The following is a 15,482-nucleotide window of genomic DNA, read 5'->3' on the forward strand; positions in this document are numbered from 1 at the left end:
GTGACGACGACCCGGGCCGGTGGCCGCCACAGATTCTCGTGGCGTGCCACCGGTCCTGTCGTCCTCGTCTTGCTCGCCCTAGCCGGCTTCGGCCTGATCGGGGCATCGCTTCCGGATAGTCCCACGGCCCGCCCCCCGCAGCCTCCCGTGCTGGCCAACTCTCCAGTCGGGGCAGTGAACACCAGCCCGGAAGCCGCCCAGCCTGCCCCCTCCGGCCGCCCCCGCTCCGTGCCCAGCCAGATCGTCATCCCCAAGATCGGCGTCCACGCATCGATCATGAAAATCGGGACCAATACGGATGGCACGGTCGAGGTGCCCCCGCTCGATCAGGCACAGCTGGCTGGCTGGTACGAGCCGGGAGCAAGCCCGGGCGAAGTCGGTAACGCCGTGATTGTCGGACACGTCGACTCGGCGGAGCTCGGCCCCGCGGTCTTCTTCTCCCTCGGTGACCTGCGACCGGGCGACACGGTTGGCGTGGTCCGGGAGGACGGCGAGCAGGTCGACTTCACCGTCGAGTCTGTGCAGTCCTATCCGAAGACCGACTTCCCGACCGAACTGGTCTACGGCCCCACAGACCAGATCGCACTACGGGTGGTGACCTGTGGTGGCGTCTTCGACGAGATGGCCGGCGACTACCCGGACAACATCGTCGTGTTCGCCACCCAGGCCAAATGAACCAGGGATCGGAGGTCCCGGCGGCCGAGGCACGGCCGCCGGGACACCGTCCGGGTCAGGATGCCGCCGAGGTCCGCACCAGGGTTCGGATCTGACGCAGCAGCACCGACAGGGCCGCCAGGTCGGCCCGGGACTCGTCGAACTCCCCCATCGCCCGCTGAGCACGGTGGATCGAGGTGGCGTTCGACTGCTCCCACTGCTGCACCCGCTCCACCGGTGGCAGATTGCCTGGAGTGCCCCCCAACACCTCGGTGGTCAGCGCGGCGAGCGCGGCATATAGGTCGTACCGCAACGCCATCCGGGCCAGTGTCTGCCACCGGTCCTCTCGCGGCAGCAGCGAGATCTTCGACAGCAGCGAATCCACCCGGAACCGGTCCGACAGAACGAAGTAGACCGACGCGACTTCGGACACGTCCCGCCCACTGCTCGCCGCAGTCTCGACGACATCGAGCAGGCCGAAGCTGTACATCAGCCGGACCGTCTGCTGCGCCAGGTCCCGCGGCAGTCCCTTGGCGACCATCGACTCGATGTGCGCCGCGATCGCCTCCCGCTCACTGCCGTAGAAGAGCGTCTCCATCCGTGGTAGCAACTGGGCTACCCCGTCGCGCAGCCGCGTGATCTCCGCCGACACGTTGATCGGAGAGCGGCGGTTGGTCACCAGCCACCGCACCGCCCGGTCCAGCAGGCGCCGGAAGTCCAGGTAGACGTCGGTCTGCAGGTCAGGGGCGACTCTGTTGTCCAACTCCTCGACGGCGTTCCAGATCTTGCGCAGCCCGAACAACTCGCGGACCACCACGTACGCGCGGAGGACGTCGGCGGCGCTCGCGCCGGTCTCCTCGACCACCCGGTAGACGAACGAGATTCCACCCCGGTTGATCGTCTCGTTCACCAGCATGGTGGTGACGATGTCCCGACGCAGCCGGTGGCGGGACATCCGGTCGGCGAACCGCTCCCGCATCGGCGTGGGGAAGTAGTTGACCAGCAGTTCGGTCGTCCACTCCTCGTCGGCCAGGCCTTCCGCCAGGATCTCCTTCTCAAGCACGATCTTGACGTACGCGAGCAGCACCGCGAACTCCGGCGCCGTCATCCCGGACTCCATCCGGACGGCCAGTTCCTCGTCCGGTGGCAGCGCCTCCAGCGCCCGGTCCAGGGCACCCGAGCGCTCCAGCTCAACGATCATTCGCCGGTGCACCGGCAACAGCGACGGCGCCTGGGCCTGTGCGTTGCTGATTGCCCGCGCTTGGTCGTAGTTGTCCCGCAGCACCAACTCGGCGACCTCGTCGGTCATCTCGGCGAGCAACTCGTCCCGCTCTTCAACGGTCAGCTCTCCGTCGGCGACCGCCGTGTTGAGCAGGATCTTGATGTTCACCTCGTGGTCCGAACAGTCCACCCCGGCCGCGTTGTCGATGAAGTCGGTGTAGATCCGACCGCCCGCCTCGGCGTACTCGATCCGGCCGAGTTGGGTGCAGCCCAGGTTGCCCCCCTCACCGACCACCCGGCAGCGCAGGTCCTTGCCGTCAACCCGGATCGCGTCGTTGGACTTGTCCCCCACGTCGACGTTGGTCTGACTCGAGGCCTTGATGTAGGTGCCGATGCCGCCGTTCCAGAACAGGTCGACCGAGGCGGTGAGGATCGCCTTCATCAACTCCTGCGGGCTGAGCTGGGACACGCCGTCCTCGAGGCCGAGCGCCGCGCGCACCTGAGGCGAGATCGGCACCGACTTCGCGGTACGGAGGAACACGCCGCCCCCCTCGGAGATCAACTCCGGGTTGTACTCCTCCCATGACGACCGGGACAGGTCGAACAGCCGCTTGCGCTCCACCCAGGAGGTGGCGGCATCCGGATTCGGGTCAAGGAAGATGTGCCGGTGGTCGAAGGCGGCCACCAGCCGGATGTGCCGCGACAGCAGCATCCCGTTGCCGAAGACGTCGCCAGACATGTCGCCGACGCCGACCACCGTGAATTCCTGGGTCTGGGTATCGTGCCCCAACTCACGGAAGTGCCGCTTCACCGACTCCCAGGCGCCGCGGGCGGTGATCCCCATCTTCTTGTGGTCGTAGCCCGCCGATCCGCCGGAGGCGAACGCGTCGCCAAGCCAGAAGTTGTGGGCCGTGGAGATCTCGTTGGCGATGTCGGAGAAGGTGGCGGTGCCCTTGTCCGCCGCGACAACCATGTACGGGTCGTCCCCGTCGTGGCGAACCACATCCGGTGGCGGCACGATCTCGCCGCTGACAATGTTGTCGGTGGCGTCCAGCAGCGCGGAGATGAACTCCTGGTAGCAGGCCACGGCTTCGTCCCGGTCGCCCGGCTTCTGCTTGAGCACGAAGCCACCCTTGGCACCGACCGGGACGATCACGGCGTTCTTCACCATCTGCGCCTTGACCAGACCGAGTACCTCGGTACGGAAGTCCTCCCGCCGGTCGGACCAGCGCAACCCGCCCCGGGCCACCGGCCCGAAGCGCAGGTGGACCCCCTCGAACCGGGGCGAGTACACGAAGATCTCGAACCGGGGCCGCGGCGCCGGCAGGTCCGGGATCGCCTGCGGATCCAGCTTCAGGGCAACATACGGCTTCGGCCGCCCGTCAACGCGCTTCTGGTAGAAACTCGTCCGCAGGGTGGCCTGGATCAGAGTCAGGTACGACCGGAGGATTCGGTCCTGGTCGAGGCTGGCCACGTCGTCGAGCGCGGCACGCAGCTCGGCGACCAGCTCCCTGCTCTGCTGCTGACGCTGCTCGGCGCTCGTCGAGCCCGGCGCGAACCGGGCCTCGAAGAGCCGCACCAGCAGGGCCGCGATCCGCGGATACGCGATGAAGGTCGACTCCATGTAGTCCTGGGAGAAGACCGTGCCCGCCTGGCGCAGATACTTGGCGTACGCCCGCAACACGACCACCTGCCGCCAGGTGAGGCCGGCGCGCAGGACCAGTGCGTTAAAGCCGTCCACCTCGGCCTCGCCCCGCCACGCGGCCGCGAAGGCGTTCTCCACGTGCGGGCGAACCTCGGCCAGCTCCTGGTGTCCCTCCGGCAACTGCAGGCCGAAGTCGTACAGCCAGATCCGACCGTCGATGCGCTCCACCTCGTACGGGTGCTCGTCGACCGCCTTCACCCCGAGCGAGTGCAGCACCGGCAGCACCGCCGAGAGCATCATTGGCTCGCCGTACCGGTAGACCTTGAACCGGACGTCCATCGACTCGTCGCCGCCGGCCACCCGACTCGCCGCACGCGGTGCCAACTGCTTCCGGAACAGGTGCATCTCCAGTTGGCCGGGCTCCTCCAGCAGCTCCAGCTTCGCCAGGTCCTTCATCGCCTCGTACGGCGTGTGCCCGTCCTTGTAGCCCTCCGGGAAGGCGTCGGCGTACCGGGAGAAGAGATGCTTGGACTGCTCGTCGCCGAGCTTGCGCTCCAGCACCAGCCGGTAGTCGTCGTCCCAGAGGCGGGTGGCGTCGGCCAGCTCCTCGGCGAGCAGGTCGGCGTCGATATCCCCCGGCGGCTTGGTCGGGTCGGTGCGCACGATGAAGTGCACCCGGGCCAGCATCGACTCGGTAACCCGGGTGGTGTAGTCGACCCCGACCCCGTTCAGCTCCCGCAGCAGGATGTCCTGCATCCGCAGCCGGTTCTGGGTGGTGAACCGGTCCCGCGGCAGGTAGATCAGGCAGGAGATGAAGCGTCCGTACGCGTCCCGGCGCAGAAACACCCGCAGTTGCCGGCGGCCCGCCATCCGCAGCACGCCGATCACCGCGTGGTAGAGGTCATCGGTCTTGATCTGGAACAGCTCGTCGCGCGGATAGGTCTCCAGGATCTGGAGCAGATCCTTGCCGGAGTGGCTGCGTTGGCTCAGCCCGGAACGGTCGACCACCTCCGCCACCTTGCGCCGTACCACCGGCAGCTCCTGCACGCTGGTGCGGTACGCGGCGGTGGCGAACAGACCGAGGAACCGACGTTCGCCGACCACCTCGCCGGCCTCGTCGAACACCTTGAAGCCGATGTAGTCCAGGTACGCGGATCGGTGCACGGTCGCCCGGGAGTTCGCCTTGGTGATGACCAGCAGGCGCTTCTCGGTAACCCGCTCGTGCGCCTCCGGCGTCATCGACGACAACGCCCGGGACTCCGTGGAATCCGAGCGCAGGATCCCGAGGCCGGTGCCGAGCACCGCGCGCAGAGCCTGGCCGCCCCCCTCCCTCTCGGAGTCCACCAGGCGGTACTCCCGGTAGCCGAGGAAGGTGAAGTGGTCGTGGGCGAGCCAGCGCAGCAGCTCGACCGAGTCGGTGATGTCCTTCTCCGGCACCGGCGGCCGGTTCTCGCTGTTCCGCGCGGCCGCCAGCTCGTCGGCGAGCGTCAGCGCCTGCTGGCGCATCCTGGGCCAGTCCTCGACCGCCTCCCGCACGTCGGTGAGCACGCGTTGCAGCTCCCGACGCAGGTTGTCCCGGTCCGCCGCGTCCCGGACCGGGTCGATCTCGATCCGCATCCAGCTCTCGACCAGGCCACCGGTGGTCATCTCGTCGGGCTCCACGTCGGCGGCCACCTCGATCAGCCGGCCCAGCGGCTCGCGCCGAATCACCAACAGCGGATGGACCAGCAGGTGCACATCCAGGTGATGCGAATTGAGCAGGGCGGTCACCGAGTCCACCAGGAACGGCATGTCGTCGGTGACGATCTCGACCACCGAGTGGTGCTGGTCGGCATCCGGCTCGTGGATGCGCAGTTTGAGTTCGCCCGGTACCCGCTGCTCGGCCAGTGCCCGATGGGTACGGACGGAGTCGAGCATCTCCTCAGCCGTGAAGCCGATCAGTTCCTCATCGGGTGCGAACCGCCAGTAACGGCGAACCAGCGACGCCGAGTCGTGGTCGTCGCCGGCGAGCGTGATCGCCTGCGCCACCAAGCGCTCCGCGTTGGGTACCGTCTCGTCGAAGTCCGAATCCTCGGCGTCCTCCCCCAAGGCGTTGGCGGGCAGGCCCAAGTCGTAGATCGAGTCGATGCTCGAACCAGTCAAGCCGGTCACACCAGTTTCGACGTCACCGAACCCGTCGGAATCGGTCGCCGAATCGAAGTTGTCGTCCCGGCCGGTATCAACCTGCCGGAGGTCGGGTCCCGGTTTGGTAGCCGGACGCCGGTCCATCGGTGCCACTCCCCTCGACCCACCGCGTCGTGGGTCACTCTGCGCCCAGCCTAGGCCCTGCCCATCCGCGCCTTGGTCGGCGGACCATCATCCGGGCGTCCGGTTCGGGACTGCCGTCTTTCACCTACCTGCGATAGGGGTCGACCCACCCCGGATTACCCCGCCTCCGGATATTCATCACCCAATCGGAGCCGGTCTTCGGCGTCGCGCCGGGAGCGCCCAGGGCCTGCCGGCGCCCGGGGCCTTCAGGGCGCCGTCGAATCAGCGGGCACCTCGGGAGCAACAGGCACCTCGGGAGCAACAGGCGCCCCCGTGCCCGTCAGCAGCTCCGGCGGCTCCGGGGGCTCCGGCAGCTGCGGGGGCTCCGGCAGCTGCGGGGGCTCCGGCAGCTGCACCACCTTGACCGGAGCATCCTGGTTGACGAGGAGAACCGGCTGCTCCGAGCTCCGGCGGCGCTCCGGCCCCCGACGGGGTGCGGCAACGGTAGGCCGCCAGGGCGGGGCCGATCCCGACGCGGTGACCGGGCGGAGCCCTCCGACCAGGGTGTTGACGATCTCCGCAGCGTACGAACCGTCCGGGTCGTAGTCCGGGTCGAAAACGGTCAGCTCGACGCCAAGGCAGTGCGGGGTGTCTACCAAGCCGGCAAGCAGACTCTCCAGTTCGGCGAAGGCGATCCCACCCGGATCGGGAGCGTCAACGGCGGGCATCACTGCCGGATCCAGCACATCCACGTCAATGTGCAGCCAGTAGCCGGCGCAGTGGGTGAGCTGGTCGTGCGCCCACTGCGCGGTCCTGGCCGCACCCTCCGCGCGCAGCGCCGGCACCGGTCGAGTGGTGATCCCGGCAGCTTGGAGGTCGAGCCGATAGTCGTCCTGCGCCCGGATGCCCAGCACCACCACGTCGATATCCCGAAAGTACGGACGCCGGCCTTCGATAGCGGTCAGATCCGGTTGACCGCGGCCGGTGACCAGGGCCAACCCCTCACCGGCCGCCGCGCCCACGTAAGAGGCGTTGCCGGGGTGCCGAAAATCCGAATGCCCGTCGACGAAGACGAGCCCGACCCGACCCCCCACCGCCGCGCCGAGCCGGTGCATGGCCAGCGCCGAGCCGAGCACGACCGAGCAGTCCCCGCCGAGCACCAACGGAAACTCGCCTCGATCTATGACGGCTCCAATCCGGTCGGCGAGCGCCACCGAATAGTTGGCTATCTCATACGCGTGACATACGCCATCGCCGGGCCGCCAGTCGCCCGGGTCGTACCGGGACGGGGTCAGGCAGCCGGCGTCCCGGGCCCGAAGCCGGCTGAGCAGGCCCTGGTCGCGCAGGGCACCAGGAGCCTTGCCGCAGCCCGGCACCGAGGTGGCGGTGGGTGGGCGTAGCCCGAGGTTAGTGGGCGCGTCGAGGACGGCGATCCGGCGCGTCATGGGCTCCCGTCCTCAAGCTCGTGCGGGCCGGTCGGCACACCGGCCCGCGCCGACATGACTGGATCAGAACAGGGCGCTGGCCAGTGCCCGACGGGCCAGCGCCACCGCGGAATCGTCGGGGCCGGCGATGGTGAAGAGGCCGACCAGGTGCTGACGCACCTTCTCACGGTCCTCGCCGGCGGTACGGCGAACCAACCCGACCAGCCGTTGGTAGGCCTGTTCCGCCATCCCGCCGAGCACCTCGACATCGGCGGCGAGCAGCTGGGCGTCGATGTCGTCGGTGGCCGTGCTCGCCGCGGCGAGCACCGCCTGCGGGTCGGCACCGGCAACCCGACGGGCCAGCCCGACCTGGGCCAGCCCCGCCTCCGCCGCGGCGTCCGACGGCGTCTCGGCCAGGATCTTGCGGTACGCCTGCTCCGCCGCGTCCAGGTCACCGTTGAGCAACGATTCGTCGGCCTCGTCCAACCGTGGGTCGGCCGTCTCGGCCACGCTCGCGCCACCAGCCTTGAGAACCGCCTGGATCCACTGCCGTAGCTGCGCCTCGGGCACCACCCCGGAGAACGCGTCAACCGGCTGGCCGCCGACCACCGCGTAGACCATCGGGATGCCCTGCACCCGGAACATCTGCGCCAGCCGGGGGTTGGCGTCCACGTCGACCTTGGCCAGCACCCAGGCGCCGCCGCCCTCGACGGCGAGCCGCTCAAGCACCGGCGAGAGCTGTTTGCAGGGTTCGCACCACTCGGCCCAGAAGTCGACGACCACCGGCGTGCTGAGCGACCGTTCGAGGACCTCGGCCTGGAAGGTCGCCTCGGTGACAGCAATGACGGCGGCAGTGCTCCCGGCGCCGTCGTCGGACGGGCCGGACTGGGCAGGCGCGGGGGCCGGGGAGGGTGCGGGGGTGCGCAGCGCGCTGAGGTCTACCGCGCCGCGGGTAAAGATCGACGGGGTGATCCGTGGGTCGCTCATGGTTACCTAGTCTCGCACGGGTGACGCCAATCTCCGCCCTTCGGTGACGCCGAAGGTCACGGTTCTCACGCAGGTCACCACACCTCCCCGCCGCGCCTGCGGGATGCCGGCGGTCAGAAGCGAGCCGGCTCGCGGTAGACGCCCCACTCGAGGCGCAGCGCGTCACAGATCTCGCCCAGGGTCGCCTCGGCACGGACCGCGTCGAGCATCGCCGGGATCATGTTCCCGCTGGTCCGGCTGACCGCGACCATCCGCTCCAACGCCGCGCTGACCTCGGCATCGTCCCGGGCTGCCTTCCGCTCGCCGAGCGTGCGCCGCTGTTCCAGCTCCACCTCGTGCGAGATCCGCAGGATCTCCAGGTCCTTGGCGACCGTGCCGGTATGGCAGTTGACCCCGACGATCTTCTTCTCGCCCTTCTCCAGCGCCCGCTGGTAGGCGAACGCCGCCTCGGCGATGTGCCCAGTGAACCAACCATCCTCGATACCTCGGAGGATTCCCGAGGTCATCGGGCCGATCTCGTGTGGTCCCTCCCCACCGAGCTGCCGGATCCGGGCGAAGATCTCCTCCGCCTCGGCCTCGATCTTGTCGGTGAGCGCCTCGACATACCAGGAGCCGCCCAGCGGGTCGGCCACGTTGGTCACCCCGGTCTCCTCCATCAACACCTGCTGGGTCCGCAGGGCGATCTCGGCCGACTCGTCGGTGGGCAGTGCCAGGGTTTCGTCGAGGGCGTTGGTGTGCAGCGAGTTGGTGCCGCCGAGCACGGCCGCGAGGGCTTCCACGGCCGTCCGGACCACGTTGTTGACCGGCTGCTGCGCGGTCAGCGAGACCCCGGCGGTCTGGGTGTGGAAGCGCAGCCACTGCGCCTTCTCACTGGTGGCGCCGTAGACGTCGCGCAGCCATCGGGCCCAGATCCGGCGGGCGGCACGGAACTTCGCGACCTCCTCGAAGAAATCCACATGGGAATCGAAGAAGAAGCTCAGGCCCGGGGCGAAGACGTTCACGTCGAGGCCGCGGGAGAGGCCCAGCTCGACGTAGCCGAAGCCGTCGGCGAGGGTGTACGCCAGCTCCTGCGCGGCCGTCGAGCCCGCCTCCCGGATGTGGTAACCGGAGACGGAGAGCGGCTTGTACCGGGGAATCTCCCGGGCGCAGTACTCCATCAAGTCGCCGATGAGGCGCAGGTGCGGCTCCGGGTCGAAGAGCCACTCCTTCTGTGCGATGTACTCCTTGAAGATGTCCGTCTGCAGGGTGCCGTCCAGGCGGGAGAGGTCCGCGCCCTGCCGCTCGGCAGCGATCAGATACATACAGAAGACCGGGACGGCCGGTCCGGAGATGGTCATACTCGTCGTGACCCCGGCCAGGTCGATGCCGTCGAAGAGCACCTCCATGTCGGCGGCGCTGTCCACCGCGACCCCGCAGTGCCCGACCTCACCGAGTGACTGCGGTTCATCCGAGTCACGACCCATCAGCGTGGGCATGTCGAAGGCGACAGAGAGCCCGCCGCCCCCCGCACCCAGGATCATCTTGTAGCGCTCGTTGGTCTGCCGGGCGTTACCGAAGCCGGCGAACTGCCGGATGGTCCAGGCCCGCCCTCGGTACCCGGTCGGGTGCAGACCACGGGTGTACGGGAACTCACCCGGCCAGCCGATCCGCTCGAAGCCGGGGTGGTCCACCCCCTCCGGCGGCCCGTACACCGGGGCGACAGCCATCCCGGAGAGCGTGGTGAAGTCGGCGTCCCGTTTACGCGCGGCATCGTAGCGGTCCTGCCAGCGTTTGCGTCCAGCGGCGATCTCGTCGGCGTTCATCCGCGGGGCTCCTCCTCGGGTCTGTGACTCCACCTCCGAGTGTAGATCCTGGCCTGAACGCTCGCTAAGGACGTTCGTACCGGCCGGTAGGGTTGCCGGTGCTGTCGCCGGCGATCTGGGCGAGGAGCTGATCAGCCGCCGCGTACGGGTCGAGCGAACCCGCGGCCACCCAGGCGGCGAGCGTCGACAGCTCGGTACCGTCCCGCAGCGAACCGATGCGGGCCCGGAGTGCGCCCAGCGCGATCGCCTCCACCTCAGCGGCGGCCCGTGCCTCCTGACGACGACGGAGTTCGCCCCGCTCGACCAGCCAACCCCGGTGCTTGTCGATCGCCGCGGCGACGTCGTCGATCCCCTCGCCGCGTACGGCGACCGCGCGCACCACCGCGGGCCGCCACTGCCCCGGCCCTCGTTCCCCCAGTGCGATCATGCCCTGGATGTCCCGGACGGTGGCATCGGCGCCGTCCCGGTCGGCCTTGTTGACCACGAACACGTCGGCGATCTCCAGGATCCCGGCCTTGACCGCCTGGATCGCGTCCCCCATTCCGGGCGCGAGCAACACGAGCGTGGTGTCCGCGAGCGAGGCGACCTCCACCTCCGCCTGACCCACGCCAACGGTCTCCACCAGGACCACGTCGCAGCCGGCGCCCTCCAGCACCCGGACCGCCTGCGGCGTTGCCGCCGAAAGCCCACCGAGGTGCCCCCGGCTGGACATGGAACGGATGTAGACGCCGGGATCGGTGGCGTGGTCCTGCATCCGGACCCGGTCGCCGAGGATCGCCCCACCGGTGAACGGGCTAGACGGGTCGATGGCCAGCACGCCGACCCGGTGTCCCCGGGAACGCAGCGCTCGCACCAACTCGTTGGTGGTGGTCGACTTACCCACTCCGGGCGAACCCGTCAGGCCGACCACCTGGGCCTGGCCCGCGTACGGGGCGAGAGCCGCCGCGATCTGCGGCAGCGTCTCGTCCCCGGATTCGACCAACGTGATGAGCCGGGCGACCGCACGGGGGTCACCCGCGCGGGCCCGCTCAACGAGCATGGGAATGTCCCGGCTGCGGCGCACCGGCGGCGCGGCCGGGACATTGTTGACGGCGTCAGTCATGGTGCCTTTCGTTCCCCACCAGGAGGGCTCGCCGGTCTGGCTCACCCCTGGCTCTCGGCCCCCGCTGGGACGTGGATGATCAACGCGTCGCCCTGGCCACCACCGCCGCAGAGCGCCGCCGCGCCGGTGCCGCCGCCGCGCCGCTTGAGCTCCAGCGCCAGGGTCAGGACCAGCCGGGCGCCGGACATACCGATCGGGTGCCCGAGGGCGATCGCACCGCCGTTGACGTTGACCTTGTCCGGGCTGATCCCGAGGTCACGGGTTGACTGGATGCCCACCTGCGCGAACGCCTCGTTGATCTCGATCAGATCCAGATCGTTGATGGTGAGGCCCGCCTTCCGGAGCGCGTGGCCGATCGCGTTGGACGGCTGCGAGTGCAGCGAGTTGTCCGGGCCGGCGACGTTGCCGTGCGCACCGATCTCGGCCAGCCAGGTCAGCCCCAGCTCCTTGGCCTTGGCTTTACTCATCACCAGCACGGCGGCAGCCCCGTCGGAGATCGGCGACGAGCTGCCGGCGGTGATACTGCCCTCCGGGGCGAAGGCCGGGCGTAGCTTCGCCAACGACTCCGCGGTGGCGTCCGGACGAATGCCCTCGTCCTCACTGATCACCAGCGGCTCACCCTTACGCTGCGGGAGCACAACCGGGGTGATCTCTTCGGTGAAGTGCCCGTTCTTCTGGGCTGCGGCGGCACGCTGGTGGCTTCCCGCGGCGAAGGCGTCCTGCTCCGCACGGCTGATCCCCTTGGTGCTGCCGTGCCGCTCGGTCGACTCCCCCATCGAGCAGCAGTCCCAGGCATCGGTGAGCCCGTCGAGGGCCATGTGGTCCTTGATCACCACGTCGCCGTACTTGTAGCCACCCCGCTGCCCCAACAGCAGATGCGGGGCGTTGGTCATCGACTCCATGCCGCCGGCCACGACGACGTCGAACTCCCCAGCTCTGATCAACTGATCGGCCAGGGCGATCGCGTCCAGCCCGGAGAGGCAGACCTTGTTGATGGTCAGCGCCGGAACGGAGAGCGGGATGCCCGCCTCGGCGGCCGCCTGCCGGGCCGGAATCTGACCGGCGCCCGCCTGAAGCACCTGCCCCATGATCACGTACTGGACCTGGTCGGGGGCAACCTCGGCACGCTCCAGCGCCGCCTTGATCGCCACGCCACCAAGCCGGGTCGCGGAAAGATCCTTGAGATTTCCCAGCAGTCGCCCCATCGGGGTTCGAGCGCCGCTGACGATCACCGAAGCCATACCTGCCTCCGAGGGTCCCGACCTGTACGCCTTAACGATTGTTAGGACGCACCTTAGCTTCTGAGCGCAGATCGGCGACGGTGACCCCGCGCACATCGACGACGCACGCTAGAGCCGGCCCGGGACACAACCGCATCGCCCCGCCGCGCACGGGGCGCGGGAACGCCCGCGTGACCGTCCGGACAGGTTAGCTCAGCACCATCCGGTGGCACGGCTCAGCACCATCCGGTCGCACGGCTCAGCACCATCCGGTCGCACGGGGTCAGCGCCTTTCCGTGGCGTGAGATTGCCAACCGACCGCGCTCCCCGGGCACCCGTTCGGCCAGACTGACGCCATGGCCGAGCATCCCCCCGTCGAGTCCGCTGCGGACCACGGCACAGACATCGGATTACGTCGCATCGACCACATCGGTATCGCGGTACCCGACCTGGACGAGGCGATCGACTTCTATCAGCGCGCCTTCGGTATGCGGTGCGTACACACCGAGACCAACGAGGAGCAGGGCGTCCGCGAGGCGATGCTGGCAGTCGGTCCGACTGCCGCCGGCGGCTGCGTACAGCTGCTCGCCCCACTCTCGCCAGCGTCCACGATCGCGCGGTTCCTCGACCGGCAGGGCCCGGGGGTGCAACAGGTCGCGTACACGGTCGCCGACATCGACGTAGCCTGCGCGAAGCTACGCGAGCGGGGTCTGCGCCTGCTGTACGAGCAGCCGAAGCGGGGCACCGCGAACTCCCGGATCAATTTCGTCCACCCGAAGGACGCCGGTGGCGTCCTAGTCGAGTTGGTCGAGCCTGCCACAGCCCACTGAGCCGTTCCGGGGCGACGAGGCCAGTGCGGTAGGTGACGGTCCCGGCTTGTCCGGATCGGCCGGGACGTCGCTGCAGTGAAAATGCCGCCGGACCTTGATCTGGGGGCGGCTCTACCAGAGATCGACTTCTTCGAGGTCCTGCGTCACCATGAGTTCCACAAACACCGTGGTGCCGTGGGTACGCGAGGGAGGCCGTGCGGTACCTGGCCGGCCCGCTCAGCGTTGAACGGGCTCGCCGGGGCACCCGGGCGGGTGACCGAGCATCGTCCTGCCGTGACCAGGCGATGCGGTGCCGCCCGCTGTCGAGCTGCCCGCATAGCTGGGGCGCAGCAATACCCGCGCCCGCCCAGCAGCCCGCCGGTGCCTGGCCTACCGCCGAAGGACCGCGCCGACCGCCCCTGGCCTACGCCGAAGGACCTCGCCGACTGTGTTTGCGTCGGCGGAGCCGGTGCGTCCCGCTACGCGGAAGGCTCACTGAGACGGGTGGGCCCGCCACCGTCTACTGCGACGGGTGGCCCGCCACAACCCACCGCGAGGGGGTCGGCCCGGCCTGCTCCCTGCCGAGCCGAGCCCACCCATCAATCGATGCACTTTTTCACACAGCACTTCCGAGCAAAGCTACCGTTCAGTAACGTCCGCCCCCACAGCAGCGCGGTCGATGCCGGCATGTGTCAATGCCGAGACGGTGACCGACCGCCGGGCGCCGACGATGGCACGCCCCTGCCGGCGACGCGCGGGGCAGACGAACGGGAGGTCGAAGTGCAGGACATCCTCGAAACAATCATGGCTGCGGAGGGTTCGACGCAGCCCGAACGTGAACTCGCCGGTGTTGCACGGCTCCCGATTCCGCAGTCCTACCGAGGCGTAGTCGTACGCGCCGAGGAGACACAGATCTTCGACGGGATGGCCACGCGGGACAAGGATCCACGCAAGGCGCTGCATGTCCAGAACGTGCCGACCCCGCAACCTGGTCCCGGCGAGGCACTGGTGGCGGTGATGGCCAGCGCCATCAACTACAACACGGTCTGGACGAGCATCTTCGAACCGCTACCGACCTTCAAGTTCCTCCAGCGCTACGGCCGACTCTCCGAGCTGACCAGGCGGCACGACCTGCCGTACCACGTGGTCGGTTCGGACGCGGCCGGCGTCGTGCTGCGCACCGGTCCCGGCGTAACCCGGTGGCAGGCCGGCGACGAGGTCGTCGCCCACTGCCTCTCGGTGGAGCTGGAGGAGGCCGCCGGACACGACGACACCATGCTCGATCCACAGCAGCGAATCTGGGGCTTCGAGACCAACTTCGGCGGTCTGGCCGAGCTGGCGATCGTCAAGGCCAACCAGCTCATGCCGAAGCCCCGCCACCTCAGCTGGGAGGAGGCGGCGAGCCCGGGGCTGGTCAACTCCACCGCGTACCGGCAGCTCGTCTCCCACCACGGTGCCAACATGAAGCAGGGGGATGTCGTACTGATCTGGGGTGCCTCGGGCGGCCTGGGTAGCTACGCCACCCAGATGGCGCTCACCGGCGGTGCGATTCCGGTCTGCGTGGTCTCCTCGCCGGAAAAGGCGGAGCTGTGCCGGCGGATGGGCGCGGAGCTGGTGATCGACCGGGCGGCCGAGGGCTTTCGGTTCTGGAAGGACGAGCAAACCCAGAACCCGGACGAGTGGCGCCGCTTCGGTGAACGGATTCGTCAGCTGACCGGCGGTGAGGACCCCGACATCGTCTTCGAGCACCCGGGGCGAGAGACCTTCGGAGCCAGCGTCTTCGTCACCAAGCGTGGCGGCACCGTGGTCACCTGCGCCTCGACCAGTGGCTACCAGCACCAGTACGACAACCGCTACCTCTGGATGCACCTGAAGCGGATCGTCGGCAGCCACTTCGCCAACTACCGGGAGGCGTGGGAGGCGAACCGGCTGATCGCCCTCGGCAAGATCCACCCAACCGTGTCGAGGACCTACAGCCTGGAGCAGACCGGCCAGGCCGCATATGAGGTGCACCGAAACGCGCACCAGGGCAAGGTCGGGGTCCGCTGCCTTGCTCCGGCGGACGGCCTCGGGGTGCGCGACCCCGAGTTCCGCGGGCGGCACGAGGCAGCGATCAACCGGTTCCGCGGTCACTGATCAGACGGGCAAGGTCGCCACCAATGTGGTGGCTGGATTGCCTTTCCATTCGCTGGTCTGGACGCCCATTCGAACGATACCGGCTCCCCCGATACCGGTGCAGAACGGAATGGGGCCGCGAGTCCTTGCTCACGGCCCCATTTCAGAGCCCACTTCAGACCGTCACGGGGTCCGGGAGCTGCCAAGATCGCCAACTGGTCCGGCAGCCGCGACCCAACCGGGTCGAACCCTGTAA

Annotated in this window: 9 protein-coding genes; 3 read left to right on the forward strand and 6 right to left on the reverse strand. The window is 68.9% G+C overall.

What is annotated here, in order from left to right; translation table 11 throughout:
• Positions 1-675 (forward strand): class F sortase, encoded by a 675-nt coding sequence (locus SALPAC2_RS0111235; protein ID WP_026184635.1) that lies wholly within the window; start codon positions 1-3, stop codon positions 673-675.
• 55 nt (positions 676-730) lie between these two features.
• Here SALPAC2_RS0111235 and SALPAC2_RS0111240 read toward each other — a convergent pair whose 3' ends face one another.
• From SALPAC2_RS0111240 to SALPAC2_RS0111265, 6 genes are all read right to left on the reverse strand, one after another.
• The gene (locus SALPAC2_RS0111240) at positions 731-5,788 is read right to left on the reverse strand and encodes an NAD-glutamate dehydrogenase (protein WP_018216754.1); all 5,058 of its coding nucleotides are present in this window, start codon (positions 5,786-5,788) and stop codon (positions 731-733) included.
• Between the two features lie 245 nt (positions 5,789-6,033).
• Positions 6,034-7,212 carry an arginase family protein gene (locus tag SALPAC2_RS0111245; RefSeq protein WP_018216755.1) on the reverse strand — a complete coding sequence of 393 codons (1,179 nt, stop codon included), beginning with the start codon at positions 7,210-7,212 and terminating at the stop codon, positions 6,034-6,036.
• Between the two features lie 63 nt (positions 7,213-7,275).
• Positions 7,276-8,178, reverse strand: a complete 903-nt coding sequence (locus tag SALPAC2_RS0111250; protein ID WP_018216756.1) for a tetratricopeptide repeat protein — start codon at positions 8,176-8,178, stop codon at positions 7,276-7,278.
• Positions 8,179-8,291: 113 nt separating this feature from the next.
• Positions 8,292-9,980, reverse strand: a complete 1,689-nt coding sequence (locus tag SALPAC2_RS0111255; protein ID WP_018216757.1) for an acyl-CoA mutase large subunit family protein — start codon at positions 9,978-9,980, stop codon at positions 8,292-8,294.
• Positions 9,981-10,044: 64 nt separating this feature from the next.
• Positions 10,045-11,082 carry a methylmalonyl Co-A mutase-associated GTPase MeaB gene (meaB, locus tag SALPAC2_RS0111260; protein WP_018216758.1) on the reverse strand — a complete coding sequence of 346 codons (1,038 nt, stop codon included), beginning with the start codon at positions 11,080-11,082 and terminating at the stop codon, positions 10,045-10,047.
• A gap of 41 nt (positions 11,083-11,123) precedes the next feature.
• Complete coding sequence (locus SALPAC2_RS0111265; protein ID WP_018216759.1) at positions 11,124-12,323, reverse strand: acetyl-CoA C-acetyltransferase; 1,200 nt, start codon at positions 12,321-12,323, stop codon at positions 11,124-11,126.
• 335 nt (positions 12,324-12,658) lie between these two features.
• Here SALPAC2_RS0111265 and mce point away from each other — a divergent pair, with 335 nt between their 5' ends.
• Together mce and ccrA are read left to right on the forward strand one after the other, a co-directional pair.
• Complete coding sequence (mce, locus tag SALPAC2_RS0111270) at positions 12,659-13,132, forward strand: methylmalonyl-CoA epimerase (RefSeq protein WP_018216760.1); 474 nt, start codon at positions 12,659-12,661, stop codon at positions 13,130-13,132.
• A gap of 759 nt (positions 13,133-13,891) precedes the next feature.
• Positions 13,892-15,247 carry a crotonyl-CoA carboxylase/reductase gene (ccrA, locus tag SALPAC2_RS0111275; protein ID WP_018216761.1) on the forward strand — a complete coding sequence of 452 codons (1,356 nt, stop codon included), beginning with the start codon at positions 13,892-13,894 and terminating at the stop codon, positions 15,245-15,247.
• Positions 15,248-15,482 lie beyond the last annotated feature (235 nt).

Source organism: Salinispora vitiensis, assembly GCF_000378825.1.
Lineage (GTDB): Bacteria > Actinomycetota > Actinomycetes > Mycobacteriales > Micromonosporaceae > Micromonospora > Micromonospora vitiensis.